The 20,118-nt window shown below is 70.1% G+C and carries 4 protein-coding genes (1 of these 4 cut by a window edge); all 4 read left to right on the top strand.

Annotated features, from left to right (window positions below; translation table 11 throughout):
• Positions 1-7,584, top strand: the 3' portion of a protein-coding gene (locus tag ACGF2V_RS20615) for a UvrD-helicase domain-containing protein (RefSeq protein ID WP_362708191.1). The gene continues 23,520 nt to the left of window position 1, outside the view; only the last 7,584 of its 31,104 coding nucleotides appear in the window; its start codon lies off the left edge, out of view; the stop codon is at positions 7,582-7,584.
• Between the two features lie 1,428 nt (positions 7,585-9,012).
• Positions 9,013-17,709 (top strand): toprim domain-containing protein, encoded by an 8,697-nt coding sequence (locus ACGF2V_RS20620; protein ID WP_362708194.1) that lies wholly within the window; start codon positions 9,013-9,015, stop codon positions 17,707-17,709.
• A 124-nt stretch (positions 17,710-17,833) separates the two neighbouring features.
• On the top strand, positions 17,834-19,804 hold the full coding sequence (locus ACGF2V_RS20625; RefSeq protein WP_392912828.1) for a hypothetical protein: 1,971 nt from the start codon (positions 17,834-17,836) through the stop codon (positions 19,802-19,804).
• A 34-nt stretch (positions 19,805-19,838) separates the two neighbouring features.
• A complete protein-coding gene (locus tag ACGF2V_RS20630; protein WP_362708199.1) occupies positions 19,839-20,054 on the top strand; it encodes a hypothetical protein in 216 nt (71 codons plus the stop codon).
• The last annotated feature ends 64 nt before the right edge of the window (positions 20,055-20,118 follow it).

A 20,118-nucleotide genomic window follows, 5' to 3' on the forward strand; every position in this document is an offset into this window, starting at 1 on the left:
CGGGCGTATGCGCAGGTATGGGCCCAGTGGTGGACGATCGTCAGCTCCGGCTACGACCTCACCTCCACAGCAGGTAGGGCCCTCCAGGCCGTCCTGCTCGGCGACCAGCTCCCCGCGGAAGCCGCCAGCGTCGAAGACGCTGTCCGGGGACTGACCGCTCTGCACGCCGCGGCGAGCGACCTGCAGAGGGTCCTGCTAGACAACCCTGACCTGTCCCATCCGCAGATCCAGTCCGCTGTGGCCGAGATCGCTGCCATCGCCCACAGCAGCCTGCCGCAGGAGCCTGGTGCCGACGCCACTTCGCAGGCCGCACCTGCCACCGAGAAGCTGCCCCAGTCGGTGGCCGCCGCTGTCGCGGGAGAGCAGACGGCGTCGGAGGCCGGGGTGCAAACTCCCGTCGAGCCCGACACAGCGGCCCTGCTGGCTGTGTCCGGCCCGGTGCCCGTGGCCGATGCGCAGGCCGCAGCCGTCTGGGAGGCGTCCAACCCGCGGCCCGCGCAGCGCCTGGCCGTCTTCCGCGAGCGCACCAACGTGATCGTGACCGGCACAGAGAAGGGCGAAGGCGATGCCGAGCTGCGGGATTGGCTCAAGAACAAGCACTTCTCCTACATCCAGGAGGCGGGCCGCTGGGAGTCCAACCATGGCGGCTGGCGGAAGAATCCGAAGACGAACATCTTCGCGGCCCGCCTCGAAAAGGACACCCAGGCCCGCATCAACGTCCTCGACGTCCAGTGGCAGCAGACGAGGGACCGGCTCGGGCAGGCACTGACCCCCGAACTGCGCGCCGAGTACGAGCAGAAGGCTCTGGCGGCCGAGACGAACACTCTCACCGCCCAGCAGCGCGCGATCGTCACAGCCGCCCAGAACGGCCTCAACGTGGCCGTCCAGGCCTTGGCCGGCACCGGAAAGACCAGCACGATGGTCGCCCTCGCCCGGCGCATGCTCAACCGGCGCATCACCTACCTGGCCTTCAACTCCGCCAACGCCGTCGACGCCCGGCAGAAGTTCGCGGGCCTGCGGCACGTCAGTGTCTCCACCGCCCACTCACTCGCGGCCCGGGACCTGATGTCTACCGACCTGGCCCAGAAGGTCCAGGAGGGCAAGGCAGACGGCGGAGTTGGCCCCAACGGCAATGCGGACTGGGCCGAGTTCCTCGGGGTGCGCTCCCACCCCGCCTCCGACGGCGGCGACGACCTCGCCCCGGAGGACATCGTCGTCCTCATCAAGGAGACCATCAAGAACTTCCGCAACAGCGACGCCGACGTGCTCGACCTGACCCACGTGCCCGACGTCGACCACCCGCTGCTCGACATCGCCGCCCGGCGCAGCCGGCTGCGCCGAGACGTCCTGGAATACGCCCGGGACGCATGGGCCGACAAGACCGATCCGGACAGCCGGGAGGTGAACTTCCACCACGACGACTACCTGAAGATCTGGGCGCTGTCGCGGCCGAAAATCCACGCCGACACGATCATTTTCGACGAGGCCCAGGACATCAACCCCGTCCTGCGCAAGGTCGTGTACGACAACATGCGCCCCGCCCAGGGCCCGGCCGCGCAAGTCGTCATCGTCGGTGACCCCAACCAGGCCATCTACGCCTTCCGCGGTGCGGAAAACGCGCTCAAGGACTGGCCGGCCGACATCGAGTTGCCACTGAACAAGTCATGGCGGTTCGGCCCCGAGGTCGCCGACATCGCCAACGTCTTCCTCAAGCTGCTCGGCTCTCCCTACCTGATGGAGGGCAACGACGCCATCAGCACCCCCATCGGCCCCATCGACACCCCCAACGCTGTCCTGGGCCGCAACAACACCGGCGTGGTCGCCGCAGTCCTCGACGCCCTGGAAGAGGGCCGCTCGGTGCACATGGTCGGCGGCGGTGACGAGCTGCAGCGCATGGCCGAGGGCGCCAAGGAACTGCAGGAGAAGGGCAAGACCCGCAAGCACCCCGAACTGGTGTCCTTCCGCTCCTGGAAGCAGGTCCAGCAGTACGTCGACAAGCACGACAGCGCCCGGCAGCTCAAGAGCTTCGTGCGCCTGGTCGACGACCATGGCGCGGACACGCTCATCGACATGGTCGGCCAGCTCACCGAGAACGCGGACGACGCCGACCTCATCGTCTCCACAGCCCACAAGTCCAAGGGCTTGGAGTGGGCATTGGTCCAGGTCGGCACCGACTTCCGGGGCCCCAAGACCAGCACCGAGCCGGGCCAGGACATCACGCTGCCCGAGGACGAGGAACTGCGCTTGGCCTACGTCACCGCCACCCGCGGTATGCGCGGTCTCGACCTCGGATCACTGGACTACGTGGAAGATCTGCGCGCTCTTGCCGACGAGCGCTACACCTCCCGAGGAGAAGCAGTGTCCGACGGCACTCCCTCGCCGCCCCAACCGACGCCCGTCGACACGACCCCGGAGCAGACTCAGCAAGGCGAACCTGCTGCCGGGAGCCAGGAAGCACCACAGCAGGACACTGCTGCTCCCGAGCGGACCGCATTCGAGGCCATGAAGCCTGCCGAGGCGGCCAAGCTGGCCGCTTCCGACGGCACCCTGTGGTGGGGAGGCAAGGCCGCGAGCCGAAAGAAGGCGAGCACGCAGCCGGTCCTCGTCCGCCTCAAGTTCGGGCCCCGCGGGGTGGTCGACGTCGAGGACGCCGCGACCGGCGAGAACATCGAGCGTATCCGCACCGGCACACCGTTCTTCGCCGCTTCGCCCGCGGTCCCCCAGACGGCGCCGCCCGCCGGCGGCCTCGCAACTGGTGAGGACACCACACCCACCGCCGGACGCGAGCCCGCAGCGGATGCCGCCCCCGCCGACTCACCCGCCGCTACGGAGCAGCGGCCGGCCGCAGACTCCCCGCCGTTCCGTGTCAGCGCCCGGCCTACGGACGCGGGCAGGCGCTGGACAGTCGTGGACCGTGCCAGCGGAGAAGTCGTCTGGATCCGCCACCAGGGCGGGGAGCCCTTCGAAGCGGTCTTCGCGGACAAGGACGACGCCGAGCGCATCCGCAACAGTCTCACCCTGGCGCCCGAAATGCGCGTCCCCGCTCCCGAGCACGCACCCTCCACCCCGGATACGGCTGGCAAACAGCCCGGCGCCGCCTTGGCCCCGATCCTGGGCAAGGTCATCGCCAAGGAGAGCCGGGGCACCGCCCAACTGATCAAGGTCCAAGTCGGCGAAGGCACCGCCACCCGCGTCTTCGTGGCCTGGGACCCCGTCGGCGGTCACCAGGTCGAGCTCGGCCAAGCCGCGTTCCTCTCCGGCACGCTCGGTGCCGAGGTCCATTTCAACGGACGCGTCGAGACGCCCGTCGAGGGCGGCACCGTGGAAGGCGAAGAGGTCGCGTACGACCGTCGCCACCGCACTCAGCCCGCTCCCCAGGGATGGATATCCGCCGACCCGAGCGCCCAGCCCGACATCGAGGAGGGCCAACGTGTCCGTGTCCTCGATCCGCACCACCCCGCGCACGCCACCGAAGGTCAGGGCACTCAGCTCTACAGCACCGTCACCGTAGAGCTGGCCGACGGCACGTACTACATCGGCACCACGCCGGACGCACGCACCCTGGACTTCACCCGCGACCAAGTGATCGCGGTCCCGGCCACCGGCACTCCCGAGCAGCCGCAGTCCCAAACGGCCCCAGCCCCCGAGCTCGCCACAGACCCGGACGCCGCGCTCGACGTCCCGGTCCCTCTCCTCTCGCGGCTGCAGGGACCCGAATTCCCCTACCCCCGGCGAGCCGACCGCTGGACCGTAGACGAACTGAAGCCGCGGGAGGACGGCACCCGCATCGAGGTCTTGCTGCGCAAGAGCGGCGAGTGGGCCCAGGCCGCCTGGGTCGGCCCGCACAACCTGCGGGACGAGCGCGGGCACTACCACGGTCTCGAAGAAGTCCTGGCATGGCGGGACGGCACCCAGCTCGTCACCCTGCTCGACCGTCCCGAGCGCCTGCCGCGCCCAGGCGCGGCGGCCCCCGTCCTGGTGCAGGAGTCCGCTCCCAAGCCCCCGCTCGTCTCTCGCGCGCCGCAGAGCATGAAGCGCGCCGAGCTCGAAGCCAGTGCCGCGGCCCTGGACCAGTGGCTCAACGCGTACGCCGCACACGAGGACAGTGGCGCGAGCGTCCGCGCCGTCGAACAGCGCGACACGATGCGTGCCGAGCTGACGCGCCGCAGCCGACAGCAGACGGACGCAGAACAGCTCGGCGGCCCTGCGGCCTTCCGCCGGGACCTGGCCGCACTCACCGTGGAGCCGGCCGACGCCAGTGGCATCCAGGACGTCACGCGCAACGGCGCTCTGCTCGGCACGATCGTGGCGAGCCCGGAGGGCTTCCACTTCGCCGCTGACGGCCAGCTGGCCCTGGCCGAGGGCACGGCCTACGCCAGCCCTGAAGGCGCCGCGGTCGCGCTCAGCCGGTTCGTGGCCGGTGTCCCCGAGGACCAGCCTCTGTCCGAGCGCGGCACCGCGCCTGTTTCGGTCCCGGCCCCGCGCTTCGTCCTCACCAAGGAGGACAAGCAGGCCTACCCGGGTGCCGAGCCGAACATGCTGCTCAAGGCACACCTGAGCGGGGCCGTCCGATACAAGGCGGATCCAGATCAGCGCAGCCAGCGGATGATGATCGAGCTGTGCCACAAGCACGGCAAGCCCGAGGCCGGGACGCACCTCAGCTCGGGCGGCCGCCTTGCGATCATCACGGTCGCCCCCGACACCTACGAGGTCCGTGCCCCCGACCGGCTTACCCACGTCCTCGGGCCCTGGGGCAAGAAGCTCGAGACGCGCGAGCGTGCCCACCGCGTCGCGGACGCCCTGGAGAGCATCCGCGATGCACAGGGCCAGCCGTTTCCGTGGGACATGGAGAACCCCACGTTCCGGGCTCTGCAGCTCAAGGCCATGCACTGGCGCGACGAGCACGGCCGCGACATCGAGCAGGCGATCTTGTATGCCCTGGTCACCCAGGGCCTCGACGAGCGCGACGGCCGGTACGCGAAGGCGTACTTCGAGAGGACCGGCCAGCGGCTGAGGGGACCTGCGCGGCCCGCCCCCGCTCCCCGGCCGGTGCCCGAGCACACCGACCCGTCCATGCCGGGGCCGGACGCCTTCGAGATCACCACGGTCAAGAAGCTCGGCGAAGTGATCGCGGCCGACGGAACCTTCTGGTGGAAGGGCGAAGTAAACAACCCCCGCCAGAAGGCTCAGCTGCGCTCCTCTCTCACCCCGCTCGACACCCCTGTGCTCGTCCGGATCAAGGAGTCCACCTCGGAGAAGGGCGCGAGCATCGGCTGGGGCCAGATCCTGGACGCGGCCACGGGCGAACACCTGCAGAACATCCGCTCCACCAGTCACGTCCTGGTGGCCTCGCCCCTGGACGCAGCACCGGCGCCCGGAGGAATCGCTCCCGTTCAGCAGCGCTGGGCCTCACTCGACCAGGTCCGCACCCACCTGACACACGACCGCATCCCCGGCCTGAGCCCTCAGCGCCGTAAGGACCTGCGCAAGTTGGCTAAGGACCGGGAGCTTGTGGAGCTCACCGCCGACGGGCAGTTCGCCCTGCGGCACAACCCCACCACCGACACCTACGAAGTACTCCCGGCCGGCAGCGGCCTGCCCTTCGATGGCTTCCTGCCCGATCTCTACCTCAGCCCTGAGGCCCGACGCGACCTCACCGTCATGCCACAACCGCTGGAGCACTTCCCTTCGCTGGGAGAAGCCCGCGACTTCGCGGGCCGGCTCACCGAGCTGCGGCTCACTGAAGAAGCGCCGATCGACTGGAGCGACCCGCAACTCGGCCTCGACATCGACGACGTCGACATGCTGCGGCTGAACCACACGATCCTGGAGGAACGCGCCCACCACGACCGTGCCCACGGACACGACCATTCCCCCAGCGACCAGCTGTGGACCCTCTTCGAGGAACGTGCTGGCCGCCCCGACGAGCCCGAGGAGGGCCACCTCTGGGCGGATGAGCTTGCGCCCGGCGCGTGGGTCTGGCTGACGATCAACGACGAGTACAAGCCCTGGGAAGTCCTCGACCGCGACGACACCGAGTTCGGCACAGTCGCCCTCACCCTCGATGACGCAGGCACCTGGCACGTCCCGCGCAACCTCCCGATCGCGCAGGCCGACGACGAGACCGTCCTCGATGCCGACGGCCAAGCCGTCGGGGTACGCCTGGACCACGACTACGTCCTCAACGACGACATCATCGAATTCGACCTGGACAACCAGGGGAACGCCGTGTCGCCCTCCGGCCCCGGGGGCATCCCCGCACCCGGCACCCGCCGCATCCGCGGCCGTGCCCTGGTGACCCACCGCCATGCGCACGGTGGCGGCGAACGCACCTTGCTGCTGGACGCCACGATCGTCAACGGCACCACCATCGAGGCTGCGCCAGCCGAACTCGCACTAGCCGCACACGAGTTGCCCGAACATGTCTACCGGCTCTCCCCCCGGGCGGAGCTCGCGGAACAGCCCATCCAGCCGCAGGCAACGGCCATGCCCCGTCCGGCCGCAGACGCGACCGTGCTGCCGGAAGATCCGCAGGAAGAGCCGGATCTCGACATCGACCCTGCCCTTGAAGCGGACGCAGACCTTGAGCTCGCGGCGCAGACGGAGTCCGAGCGCGAATGGGAAGAGGCCCTGCGGGCGCTCCAGCAAGCCGGACCGGAGGAGCTGGAGCACGAAGCGGACGACAGGGAACCAGCAGAGGCTCCCGCGCCCCCCGCGGGAGAGTCTGAGGCCGGTTCCCAGCTCGAAGCCGACGACGCCGAGCCGGAAATCGAGCCCGAGACGGACGCCGAGCTGGAGCAAGAGACCGCCCAGGAGTCGGACCTTGAACCCGAGGAGGCACCGCAGAATGTGGCGGCGCTCCCCGCCAGGCCATCAGAGGGCGAGGCACTGCGCCGCAGCCTACTGCGTTTGCTGCGTGACACCGGGGCACCATCGACGCCCATCAAACACACCCAGCTGAACGATGTCCCGCTGTATGTACGGGTCGTCAACAGCGCGCGATACGGCAGGGTCCTGCAGTTCGGATTCGACCCTGACGCTCCCCGTCCGGTCGCTCAATTCACCGGCGCTGAGCTCGAGGGGGCCAGCGGTGAGCAGGTGCTGCACGCAATCCTGGCCCACCAGCCTCAGCAGCCTGCCGAGCCAGAGCCGATCGACCCCCAGGAACTGCGTGCGGACCTGCTACGGCTCATGGACAACCCCACCGCGCCCAGGGAGCCCGCCCTTCAAGGAACCGTGAGCGCCCTCGACCTGTACGTGGCCGTCACTCCTCACCCGCAGCACGGGCGCGTGCTGCACTTCGGTTTCGATCCCGACACCCCAGCGGCCGCGCAGTTCACTCGGTCTGAGCTTCAAGGTGCCACCAACGACAAGGTCGTCATGGCCGTAGAGCGCTACGGTTCGGCCTTCGTCCAGGATCGTGTCAATACGGACAGGGCCCGCCGCGCCCGTGACCGCCTCAAGGCGGCAGCTGAGGCACGCAGGGGAACCGTCCCGGCCCAGACGGCCCGGGCCACCCAGGAGCGTCAGCCACGTCCGGATGAGCAGGGACCACAGGCGCCAACCGTCGCCAGGAGCCGCTAAGACTCCCGGACCGCCGGGGGGGATGCGCCACAAGATTTCTGCGCGGCAGATCCCCCCAGGCGGGAGACCGGTGCACGCATCACTTCCCGTCCCAAAGAGATCCATAGCGTCGAAAGGCACTTGACCTGCCCAGGGGAAGCAGGCGGCCTGGCCGCCACCCGTAATCGTCAACGAGGTGACGAATTGGCCACCGCTCCCGAAGAGTTCCCGCTCCCGCCGCGCAACCCAGTCGCGTGGGGCGAAGACGATGCGCCCTCCGCCTTCGGTGATGCTGTTGGCGACCCAGCAGCTGAAGGCGCGACGAACGACGTGGCCGGAAGGGCCGCGGGTGGCTGGGCGCGTGAGGACGCGCCCTCGGCGTTCGCGGACGCGCCGCCGCCGGCAGCAGCGGCGTGGGGTGAGGGGGACGCACCGTCGGCGTTTGCGGAGCCCGAGCCCCGTCCGTGGGCGCGTGAGGACGCGCCGTCGGCTCTGTCTTCCGCGCCAGGTTGGGGGAGTCAGGACGACGTTCCCTCGGCGTTTGCGGAGCCCGAGCCCCGTCCGTGGGCGCGTGAGGACGCGCCGTCGGCTCTGTCTTCCGCGCCAGGTTGGGGGAGTCAGGACGACGTTCCCTCGGCGTTTGCGGAGCCCGAGCCCCGTCCGTGGGCGCGTGAGGACGCGCCGTCGGCGTTCGCGGACGCGCCGCCGCCGCCGGCAGCAGCGGCGTGGGGTGAGGGGGACGCGCCGTCGGCGTTTGCGGAGCCCGAGCCCCGTCCGTGGGCGCGTGAGGACGCGCCGTCGGCGTTCGCGGACGCGCCGTCGGCGTTCGCGGACGCGCCGCCGCCGGCAGCACCCGACATTGCCTCGGGCCGGTCCGCTGCGGACGAGGTGCCTCGCGTCCTCCCGCCTGTTCACAAGCCGCCGAGTGGGCCCGAACACCCCCATCTTCCAGCTCAAGACGGGCCCACCGATGCCCGCACTGCAGCCCAGACAAATGGCCGTGAGGCCGCTAGGGCTCCCCGTACCACCGCTCGCAGCCCTCGGAGCACCAGTGGCCAGGGGGCGGACGCCGACGCACGCGGCGATCCAGACGTAACCACCCCTGCCACCGTGCCCGTGACTGCCAGCGGCGACACCCCCGGAACGCACTCGGCGCCAGTTGACTTTGCCGCCGCAGGCACTCTGCCGGAAGAAGAGGCGAAGGGGGAGGCTCCAGACGCGCGCGGGAAACCGCCTCAGCGTCTCTCTGCGGCTGGGAGTAACGAGTCACCTTTCGCCTTCGACGCCGAGCCTGATGAGCAGGGCACAGCGCCGAAACAGCAGGCCAACGCCAACCAGACGCAGCACACCACCCCTGTGCCTACAGGCTCCGGGGAGAACAGCGACGTGTCCTCAGCTCCGGGCCAGGAGCCGGAAGAACTTGGCCAAGAGGGTTACATCGCAGCTCTCATGGACGTAGCCGACCAGGCGTTCCAGTACGCGGACGAGGCAGCCAACAGGGCGCAGCGAGCTGCGGCACGGGCCTCGACTCGGAACGAGGAGCGCCTGGAGGCGATCATGCACGCCACCCACGTTCACTGGCTCGATGCTGAGCGCCATCACGGCGGGGCGCGGGAGGCGCACGCCAACGGACAGAAGTCGCGGCTGGAGTACTACGCGTCCGAGGTGATCAGTGCAGCGGTGGAGACGCAGCGGGCGGCTGGCGTCACCACGACCGCGGATGCCCTGAGGGAGGTTCTCGAAGGGATCAAGCCGGCTACAGAGCGAGCCCGGCAAGCGGAGGTACGTGAACAGCTGCAGGCGGAGCACGACCGGGAACTGACTGCTGTGACACGCATGGACGCTGCTAACCGCGACCGGCTGCTAGGCGCTCAGTGGCGTGCCGAGAGGGCCGTGCCCGAGCTGGGCTGGTGGCCGGCACTCGCCTCGGACATGGCACATGCACACCAGGACCGCCTGTGGCTGGACGAGACAGGCACCCCGCGTCTGGTGAAAAGGAATGATGACAGTGGCCTCGTGTCGGGGCGGAAGGTCGATGCGGCCCGGGTTGCGATGCTGCGAGCCGCCGGGTTCCTGGTGACGGGTACCGAGGGTGAGACCTCGGTACCTTTGCGTCCTTCGGGCATGGGGCGAGAAGCGTTGTACCTCGCGACGCTGTACCCGGAGGGTCTCCACGAGGACGCACGCGCCGCCTACGAGGCCCGATACGAGCAGTCGCGTCGGTCATGGATGAACAGCGAGGAACGCAAGTCGGCGGCGCGCCGTCTGCCGCCGTTGGACGCTCACGCGATGCGGGCAGTCCGTGAAAAGCCGGTGCTGCTGAAGGATGACCAGATTCCTCGGATCAGTATGGAGGCCGCCACCCGGCATGCCGAGATGACGGAGTTGGCACAGCGGTTCGAGCGCTGGGCAGCGATGAGCCATAGCGAGAGGCCCGACGTCATCCAAGCTCCGGGCACGGCTGAGCTGGCCCAGGGGCAGGAAGCGTCGGCCGATGAAACGCAGCATGACGTCATCGGTGACGAGCGTGCAGATGCTGCCTTGGCCTCGGGTGAACTGCCGCCGACACCGGGGCGGAACACCCCACTCGCTGGCACAGGTTCTTCCACCACCACTCCCGATGAGGCGAGTGAACGCACCAGCGGTTCTCCCGCCGCCGATGCGGCGCCCGCACAACCCTTCGCCCAGGAGCGCGAGGAACCCATCGAGCCGGAGGATTGGTCGGCCGACACCCCCTCCGCCGTGGCCGCGGCGTCCTTGGAGGGGTCCGGGGGCGACGACGAGGTCCCCGCGGTGCCTCTTGCGTCACCCGGGGCACAGGACGATCCCGCCACCGACATCCGGCAGCCCAGCGTTCAGGAACAGACCGAGCTATTCTCCGCGCCGACGCCCGCCCAGGATGTCCCGGCGGCAACGGAGGCAACCGTGGCCGAGCCGGAAGAAGAGCTCCCGCGCTACTCCCAAGCACGCCAGCAGATCCTCGACGAGATCGCGCGCGGCAACATCAGCGAGGTCGACGGCCGGTTCATGCAACGAGTTCCCCGGCGCTCCGTCCGCCCCTTCGGCTCCCCGCAACGCATCAACGCTGTGCTGGACGAGGAGCTTGCCGAGCGCGCGGGTGAACAGATTCAGCTCTCCGAGCGCGGCCTCGCCTGGTATGCCCACCACAACCGCCCTCTGCCTGCCGTCCCCCGGGACGTCGCGACCGTCGAACAGGCACCACTCCCGCCGATCGACTACACGCCCCTGCACGCCCTTCCCGCGTGGGAGGAGAGCGGTGAGACCCCGCTGCCGCCCGCCCCGGCGCCCCTGTCCGACGACTGGTACAAGTCCGAGGGACGCCGCAGCGTGGAGAACATCCAGGCCACCTACGCCATGGGCGCCGAGGCCGCTGAACGAGCTGCGCGTTCGACCGCCCGCGACGTCGCCGGCATTGCAGCAGGACCCGACCACAGCTTCTGGACACACCAGTACCCGCTGGCTCAGTACGACGAGAACGCCGCCGCGGCGCTGGAATCCCTGACCGATCCCGTCACCCGCGCGTATGCGGCCCGCGCCGTTCGGAACCTGCGGGGCGCGCTCGAGGAGGCGGGAAGGGAGGCGACTGACCACTACGTGCAGAACGTCCGCAGCCCGCAGTGGAAGACCGCCGAGGGCTCGCAGTCGGATGACGTCTACCGGGAGCGCGTACGCGGAATCGTCATCACCTATGCCCGCGCGGTCCGCGAGCACACCACGGCGTACGGCCTCGACGCCGACTCCATCGTCCACGTGCTGGAGGACGCCGCCGGCTGGACAGGCAGGTTCCGGCCGTTGGGCAACAAGGCGGTCGAATACCCGTATCTGCCCGCGGCGGAGAACGTGGCCGGGGCTGCCCAGCACGTAGCCAACGCCCTGCGTCTGTACGCGTTGGGCAGGAGGGAGGCGGTTGACACCGCAGCCGACCGCCGTAAGACATGGCGTACCGTCGAGCCCCGTCGGCCCATCGCCGCACCCACCGCACCTGACGCGGAGGCGCCACCGGCCCGGCCGGCACAGGAAGTCGTAGGGGTGCCGGATGCGACCCCAGCGGCCGTGCCGACCTTTCCTCGGCTTCCCCAGGCGCGTCGCAGGGCTCTCGTCGACATCGCACGCGGCAACATCACTGAGGTCGACGGCCTGTTCATGAAGCGGACCTCCGAGCACACCGTCGAGAGGGCCTACTCCCAGCACGCGGTCACTGACGTTCTTGAGCTGGGTCTGGCTGAACGTGCCGGCCAGCAGATCCGGATTACCGAATACGGCACCGCATGGCTGGCCCACCACGAGATCACGGTGACGGACGGCGGCCGTCAGAACGCGGCGGCCCCCGGCGAGACGGTGCTGGCGCCGACAAGCTCCAATCCCCCGGCGACGCTTCCGGTGGCAGGAGCGGCCATGGGTAGTCCCCAGCCGCCAGCCCTCGCCAGCGAGCACGCCTCCACCGAAGCTCTTGGCCCGGAGGACGCCGAAGCTGCCCAGGTCCTGCCCAGCCCGCACTCGACCGAGGAGGCAGCCACCGAAACGACGCCGACCGCAGACCTTGCCATCGGGAGCACCCGCACTGATCCCACTGTTCAGCAAGAGGCTGCTCAGGGCGTCCCGACGCAGGGACCGCTCAGCCCGGATGAGACGGCGTTGGCGCAGGCGACGACGCCCAGTCCGGGCCAACGTCCGCCCGACGGCGCCACAGCCATTCCGACCGCGGCGGGCGAAGCCGTCGATTTTGCACCCCCCGAAGGGCCGGCTTCCAGCCTGGCCGTCACTGCCGAGCGCACACCGGCCGTACCCGGCGCCGCGCCCCGTACCCCCGCGCAGGGCGGCGGCCCGGGTGTTCTCGCCGAGACCGCCCCAACTCCTGCCGACCATGAGAAGGAACCCAGTGCGCCCGGCTTGGAGCTGAACGTGCCCGTACCCGAGGGGGCCGCCGCCGGGCCCGGCGACCGGCGGGTACCGCTCTCCCCTGGTTCAACTGACACAACGCGTCCACCAGCTGCCGTACCTGAGGAGGGCACCGTGGCCACCAGTGCTTCGCCGAGTGCGGCCGCAGTCGCCGAAGCCCCTGACCAAGCCACCATCAGCAACCGGCACCTGGAGCTGGAGTCCCCTGCGCCCTATCCGGACGCGGACGCCTACGCCACTGCACATGAGGCCCTGCTGACAGAGCTCGACCAGCACGAACAGTGGCTGGCGCTCACTCCGGCAGCGGCGGAAGCAGCAGCCACCCTGGCCGACACCGGCGACCTCGGCATTCCCGGCCTTGCCGCCCTGCTTGCCCTGCAGGCCGCGCTCGGTGAGGGGCCGGACGAGGACGGTCAGCGCACGCACCTCGCGCAGCGGCTGGGCCACCACATCCGCTGCGCGCAAATGACCATGGCGAAGATCTACTTCGTCCGGGCCGCGCGCACCAGCAGCACGGACCTGCTGCGAGATCTGTATGAGTGGGCCGCTGAGGGGCAGTTCCTCGCCTTCAGTCAGCGGACCGCGGACGGTGAGCTGGAACTCGGCCAGTACCTCCCGATGCGCGCCCAGCAGATCACTCAGCAATCCGTCGGCGCGGGAGACCCCGCCGAGCCGACACCTCAGACGGCACAGGAGGCCACCACGATGGCTGTGGACCCGGACGACGACAGTGAGCTGCCCGTCTTCGAGCTGCCCGGCGAGGTCCTCATGTCCGCTGCGGAGGCCGCCCCGCGCCTGCTCGCCCAGACACAGTCCCACCTGTCCGGCGGCAACCCAGCCGTCTCGATACTCGCCCACCTCCATGGCCGTCCGATCTACGCCAGGGTCGACCAGGAGGAACCGTCCGCGCCTGTGCTCATGCTCGGGCTCACAGCGGTGGATGAAGATGGAAACGCGCGACCCGTCACGATCCCGGGCCACGAACTCGCGGCGGTCGTCCCGGAAACTCTGCTGACCGCAGTCACCGCGTGGATGAACGCGAGCGACGCGGGATACCGCCCCCTCCTGCACTACGCCCCCGCCGTGCCTGAACCGGCCCCCGTACGCCAGGCGCCGGATCAGGCAACCCAGGCAGAGGCGGAGCAGCCCGCCCCGGCGACAACGCCCACCGCGCCGGAACCCGCACCACCCTCACCCGAACCGCAGGCCCCCCGGGGGCCCGCCGAGCCCTCGGCTTCCGCCGCCCCGTCGGCCACGGCCGCGCCGGAACCCGCGCGGACCACCCCTGCCGCGACGGCCACACCCTCTGTGTCGGAACGTCCCACGGCACTGACGCCCGGCAGCGGCCAGGAGCAGACAGCGCCGTCGGTCAGCGCCCGTTCCACCGCGCCCGAGGACGACGCCCGTTCGCTTCCCGGCGGAGAACAGCGCAAGGCGCAGGACAGCACCCGACAGGCGGAGACCGCCTCCACCACTCCTGCGGAACGCCCCGCGCCCACCCGCACCGAACCCGTCGACCAGCTCACGGAGCTCGCCCGCTCCGCCTTGACGGACCTCGGAGTCACGCTGGAGGCTACGGGCGTTGTCACGGCCGAGCGCACCGTCGTGATCACGCTGGAGACCAGCGGCGACGCCGAACGTGACCGCGAGATCACGGACCAACTCCGGCTCGCCCTGCATGAGGCGATACGTCAGCACCCCGACCGTGGCCTGGCTGCCTATCGTGTCGACTTCCAGCACACCCCCCAGGTTGGCCAGAGTGCCCTGCACGACGCTGCCGCAGCGCAAGGGGCCGCAGTGCCACGTGAACGGTTGATCGCCGCCAATCGGGCGGCCGCGCAGATCTTCGCTGAGCGCCTTCAAACCGATCCGAACGCCGAGCTGGCCCGCACCTACCTGACCGAGGGGCGGCGGCTTCCCGCCGAAGTGCAACGGGAGTGGGGACTGGGCTACGCGCCCTCCGACCGCAGTGCCGGCCGCTGGGACGTCCTGGTCACCGAACTCACAGCCCAGGGCTTCACCGAAGAGGAACTGCTCCACGCTGGCCTCGCCACGCGCAGCAAACGCGACACACTAATCGACGCGCTCGCTGACCGGATCATCTTCCCGATACACGACGAGAACGAGGACATCGTCGGCTTCAGCGGACGGAGCATCGACAGGCCCGGCGAAACAGAGGAACAGGCCAAGAAGCGCGGAGGGCCGAAGTACTTCAACACCTCGAATGAAGCGGACCTGTTCAACAAGGGCGATCTCGTCTTCGGGCTCCACCACCCCGCGCAGTCACAGGTCCTCGCGCAGAGCAGCGGGCCCCGCGTCAGCGTCGAGGGCTACCTCGACGTGATCGCTGTCGCGCGGGCGGCTGCCACCGTGCCGATCGAGCAGCGGCCCGTGGTCGGCGCCCCGATGGGTACCGCGTTCACCGAACGCCAGCTCACGGCCCTCAGGGGCCTCGACACCGACAACCCGCGCCCCCACATCGCCTTCCTGGACGCGGACGAGAGCGGCCGCAAGGTACTGCTCGACAAGTGGGACCTGCTGGTCAAGGCAGCCGGACCGACGACGGTGACCACCGCCCCGGGTGCCAAGGACGCCGCGAAGCTGTGGGAAGAGGGCATCGAAGCGGACGGCGACGGGGCGGCACCCGTCCTGCGCGCCCTGGAACAGCGCCAGCCGCTTCTCGACGCCACGGTTGAAGCGGTCCTGCTGAAGAACGCGGACGACGGTGAGCGCGCCAGCCACTCCTTTGCCTCCGGCACCTTCTTCCCGCGCACCCGGTTCATCGCCGCCGAGGCCGCGCGCTACATCCACCAGGCGGTGCAGATCCAAGCGCCCGGCGACACGACCGCGCTCCAGCAGGCCGCGCTCACCTGGGCGAAGCGGCTGGACAGGGAGTGGGGCATCCCCGGGCACATGACCGCCACGGCGGTACTGCTCGGGCCGGGCAAGCACGACGAGGACTACGAGAACGAGATCTACGAGCAGGCCCTGGACCTGCTCGCAGCCGACCCCGAGGGGTACTTCACCGACGACTCCCACGTCCGCAGCCGCCAATCCGCCTCCGCGGCACCGTCCACGATGGCCGCAAGCGCGGATGCAGCCGCAGCCCGGCCCGGACAGTGGCCCCCAGGGACCCGCGCCAGCGGACCCGTAACCCCCACCAGCGCGCCAGCCAACGAACCGGACCCCGGATCCGGGGAACTGGTACTGAGCATGTTCCTGCCCTCACCGGTCGACGGGCAGCCGGTCGAGCACACCGACCGCACCACCGCGGCATACGCCCTGCACACGGCCGTGCACGAGCGCCTCGGCCAGCACACCACCGAGAGCCCCGAGCCCGACCGGCTCCCCCAGCCCCTGAAGCTGGGCACCGTCTACGGCATAGATCTGAGCACGTCCGGCGACGACCAGACCAGCAAAGACCCCACCGTCGTGGTGTGGTTGGGCTCTGCCCGGATTGACTCGCTACGCATGTCGTACAGCCACTTCGTCAAGATGACCGGCCCGGAACTGCTTGCCGCAGTCGAATGGCGCGCCGCCCAGGCCGCCGGACTGCTCGGCGCCCCTCTGAGCCAGACCTGGCGGGATGCCGTACGCAGCGTCCTCCCCTCGCAGTTCCCGGCTCGGCCGACCCCCGCCCAGCTCGCCGACCTGCTTGACACGATCGCCCAGGGACCAGACGGGAGCGCGGAAGGAACCCGGCGCCGAGCCGAACAGGCTCTCGCCCTGTACACCGCCGGCCACCCGGACCTGGCCCTCAATATCCTCGCGGCCGAAGACCACATCTGGGTCCTACGCAACGACGGCTCCTGGATCCAGGAAGAGAAAGTCGGCACCGAGCTGAGTTGGGAGGAGCTCGACAACGGCGTCAGCCAGGAGGCAGCCGAACTCGACGACATCACCCAGGCCGCCACCGCGCTGCCCCCCGGCGATCCAGTGCCGATGCCGGCCGACCTCACAGTCGCCCACCACAGCGCACACGAAGCCCTCGCGGTACTCCGCCCGTACTCCATCGGCCTGCCCAACACCCGCTACGAAAAGATCACCGACCTCGTGGCCCAGATGGACGCAGCCGAGCCGGCCCTGCGCCGACTGCGTGGCCCGGGCGGCGAACAACTGATGAACCGGGCCAAGAGGTCCTTCATCCGGATCATCGAAGGGCTGGCGACGGTCGCCTCCAAGATCCGGCTCACCAGCCTGAGCAACCGCCTGGAAAGCACCGTCGCCCGTCTGCGAGGCCAGGCCCCGGACACCCAGCCCGTCCCCCGGGCGGTGCGTACGGACCGCCGCATGCAGGACCTTGCCCATATCGAGCGCGACCTCGAGCGCCGCATGGCCGCTCCCACCACCACCCTCGACGAACGCGGCGAACTCCAAGAACAGTGGATCATCAACCGGGCCCGCTGGCGGGCCCGCTACGAACAACTCCAAGGCCAGCCCCCGGGCTCGGACTTCCTGCCCGACAACGGCCTGATCGCCGGCGCGCCCCCCATCCCGAACCTGATCGCCGCCCACGACCTTCTGCTGAACCGCCTGTCCGCCCGGGTCGATGTACTGCGGGACATCGACCCACACACCGGAGAGGAGTCGAACCCCTACGACCCCACCGCCGACCTCTTCAACGGCGTGGCCTGGGCCTACCAGCAGCGCCTGGTCGGCATCGTGCCCGCCGGAGACGACCCCCAAGGCCCCATCGACCCCGCCCAGCTGCGGCAGGCAGCCCTGGCCGTCACCTCCCACCAGAACGCGTCCCCGCTCACGTTGCGGCGCACCATGAACGTCACCGCCGAGCGCGCCGACCGCCTCCTGCACCGACTGGAGGAACAGCAGATCCTCGGCCCCTACCGGGCCGACGCCCCGCGGACCGTCCTGGCCCGTCCCACCGACATCGACACCCTCCTCGCCAGGCCCGCGACCCCGCCCGGCCTCCGCACACCTGCCGAACCCGCACCTGCGCAGGCCCCGGTCGGCTCTGAGCCCGACGGCGTGGAGTCCGAGGGGGCAGACACGAACGAGATCGACGAGGCCAGGATCCGGAAGATGGTCCTCAAGATCCTCGCGGACCGGCAGAAGCGCAGCGAGACACGAGGCGAGCCAGACCCGGCCGAAGCCGCCGCGCCCGCATCGCGCGTGCGTAAGAGCCTGCGCAACACCGCGCACAAGGAAGCCGAGACCAACGCCCTCGCCGCCGGTCAGTCCACCTCACTCGCACCCAGCCAGCCCTGACGCGGAGATCGTGATGACGACACCGACCTCAACCCAGACCGAACCGACCCCGCCCGTCCCCAAGCTGTCTCCCAACGCCCCGGCAGGCATGACGGCGGAGCAACTCGAGCGCTACGCACGCCACATGAGTCTGCAGCGCGGCCCGCTCCGCGCGCGGGCGCTGGACAATGCGGACGCGCCACCCGCAGCAGGTCCCCGCGATCTGACCGGCCTCAATGCCACGATGACGACCGCGCAGAGCAATGAGGCGTGGTACTGGAGTCACCCCGACTGGCATGCCATCCGTGACATCCGCCAGCAGGTCGACGACGTTCTCGCCCGCCTCAACGAGCAAGCAGAGATCACACCTCAGGCAGCGATCAACGCGGCCAAGATCACCAGCCTGGCCGCGAGCCTCATCGCCCGGCATGCCGCCAAGGTCAGCGCCCACCTCGACGCCGGGGGGCGACGCGACACGCCAGGCGGGCTGGCCATGCGCAACCTCACCCGCGTCGCCGAAGACCACGCCGCCCGGGCTTCCGGCCTCGACTCCGTCCAGGCCCTGGACACCCCCCGGCTGCTCATCGCCCACGTCCACAAGCTCACCAAGGAGTTGCGGCGGGCCGAGCCGGACGACCCCGAGCCGGACCTCGGCCTGGACGACCCGGACGACCCCAGCCTGGAGAGCGCACTGTCCACCGGCGCCAAGGCAGACCCGGAACTGGCCGAGGCCTCCCAGCTGATGACCACGCTGAGCGAGATGGCCGGCAAGGCCCGCCGCGCCGGACACCGCCTCACCCTCGACGTACGCCTGCACGGCATGGTGGAGACCGCCCAGCTCCGCGGCTTCGAAATGATCTCCGGGATCGCGCGCACCGTCATGCAGCGCTACGACAAACGGGACCTCGGCACCTCGGGGCGCCGCAACATCGCCGCGATGATCTACCACTACGCCGAGCAGCGCCTGGAGCGCATGCGCGGCACCCTTGGCGCGGAAGAGCAACACGACTTCGGCCACTACGAGGCGGAGCCGCCCGAGCGGTACATGGACGCCCTTTTCGAGGAGTCAAGCGCGGCCGTCCAAGAGCTGCGAGCCAAGCACATCACCCCCCAGGACCGCACCGACGCGCAGATCCGCTTCCTCCTCGCCCAGAAGGAGATCGACGGCGACCCGGACTGGGGCACTCAGCCCTGGTTCCCGCCCATCGAGTACGTCGCCGGCATGAAGACCGACACCCCGGTGGAAACGCGCCTCGCCCTCATCGACGCACTGCGCCGACGGGTAGAGAACAACCCCTTCCACCGGGACGCCCATTTCCTCAACAAGGTCGCTGACCGCTTCTCCCAGGAGATCGCGGGACCGCCCGAGCTCACCGCGCAAGCACTGGCAGCCGACCTCAGCGCCGACCAGGTCCGTGCCGTGGCCGCGCATCTGGTCGGGCAGGGCACGGTCGCCTCGCCGCTCGTGCTGAGCGAAACCGCCGAGCTGGACCTCACCCACGCGCAGGCGGAGCGGGCCCTGGCCGTGCTCCAGACCCTCAACGTGGTCGGCCCGCCCAACGGCCTCAAGCCGCGCGAAACCCTCACCGTCTCCCGCAACGATCTGCCAGGCCAACTGGAACTGCTCGAGCAGCGACTTCCGAACCTGCTCGCAATGCAGAGGAGCGCCGCGGCCCTCCCCGTACCTGAGGCGCAGTCCCCGGCGGCGCAGCCGGAAGCCGGCCCGACGCCCGAAGCCACCGCCGAGCCTGAGCAAGTGCAGGCGTCGGCGGCACCGGCACCGACCGCGCCCGCCGAGTCCGCCCCGGCGGCCCCAGCGCCGGAGCTTCCGCGCCGGGACCGCTCCGCCGAGCGCCGCCATCCGGGCAACCTGGGGCCCCGCCCCACTACGGCCCCGGCTGCGGAGACCCCGACCGACGAGAACCTCGCCAAGCTGATTGAAGGCCAGGAGGACCGGGTCAAGGAAGTGAGCCAGAAGCTGATTGCCGGAACGGAAGCCCGGGCCGCCGCCCACCCGGCGCCCGCCGAGACAACACCGGCCAAGGCCACCACCGTGGATGAGGCCCAGCAGAACGCACAGCAGGCCCAGCAGACCGTCGGCGTCGGCGTGCGCTGACCACCAATCCCCCCGGCACGAGAGGACACAGCACATGGCCGCACGAATCGAGGAGCTCGAGGAGCACCGGAGGCAGGCGAGACTGCGTGATCAGGAAGAAGAACGCCGCGCGAGGAAGGTCGCTGCGGACCTCCGGCTGCAGCAGCAAGAACGCCAAGCCCAGGACGAGGCACGCCTGACCGAGGTGCCCCCTGCGGCGGAGCAGCACTACGCGCAGTTGCCACGGCAGTCCTACACCGGCATCCGATGACCGACGACGGGGGCGGCCGGGCTGGCCCGCATCGTAGGGCTGTGCCCGGCCGCCCTCCCGGCCT

The organism is Streptomyces sp. NPDC047982, from assembly GCF_043204165.1.
Taxonomy (GTDB): domain Bacteria; phylum Actinomycetota; class Actinomycetes; order Streptomycetales; family Streptomycetaceae; genus Streptomyces.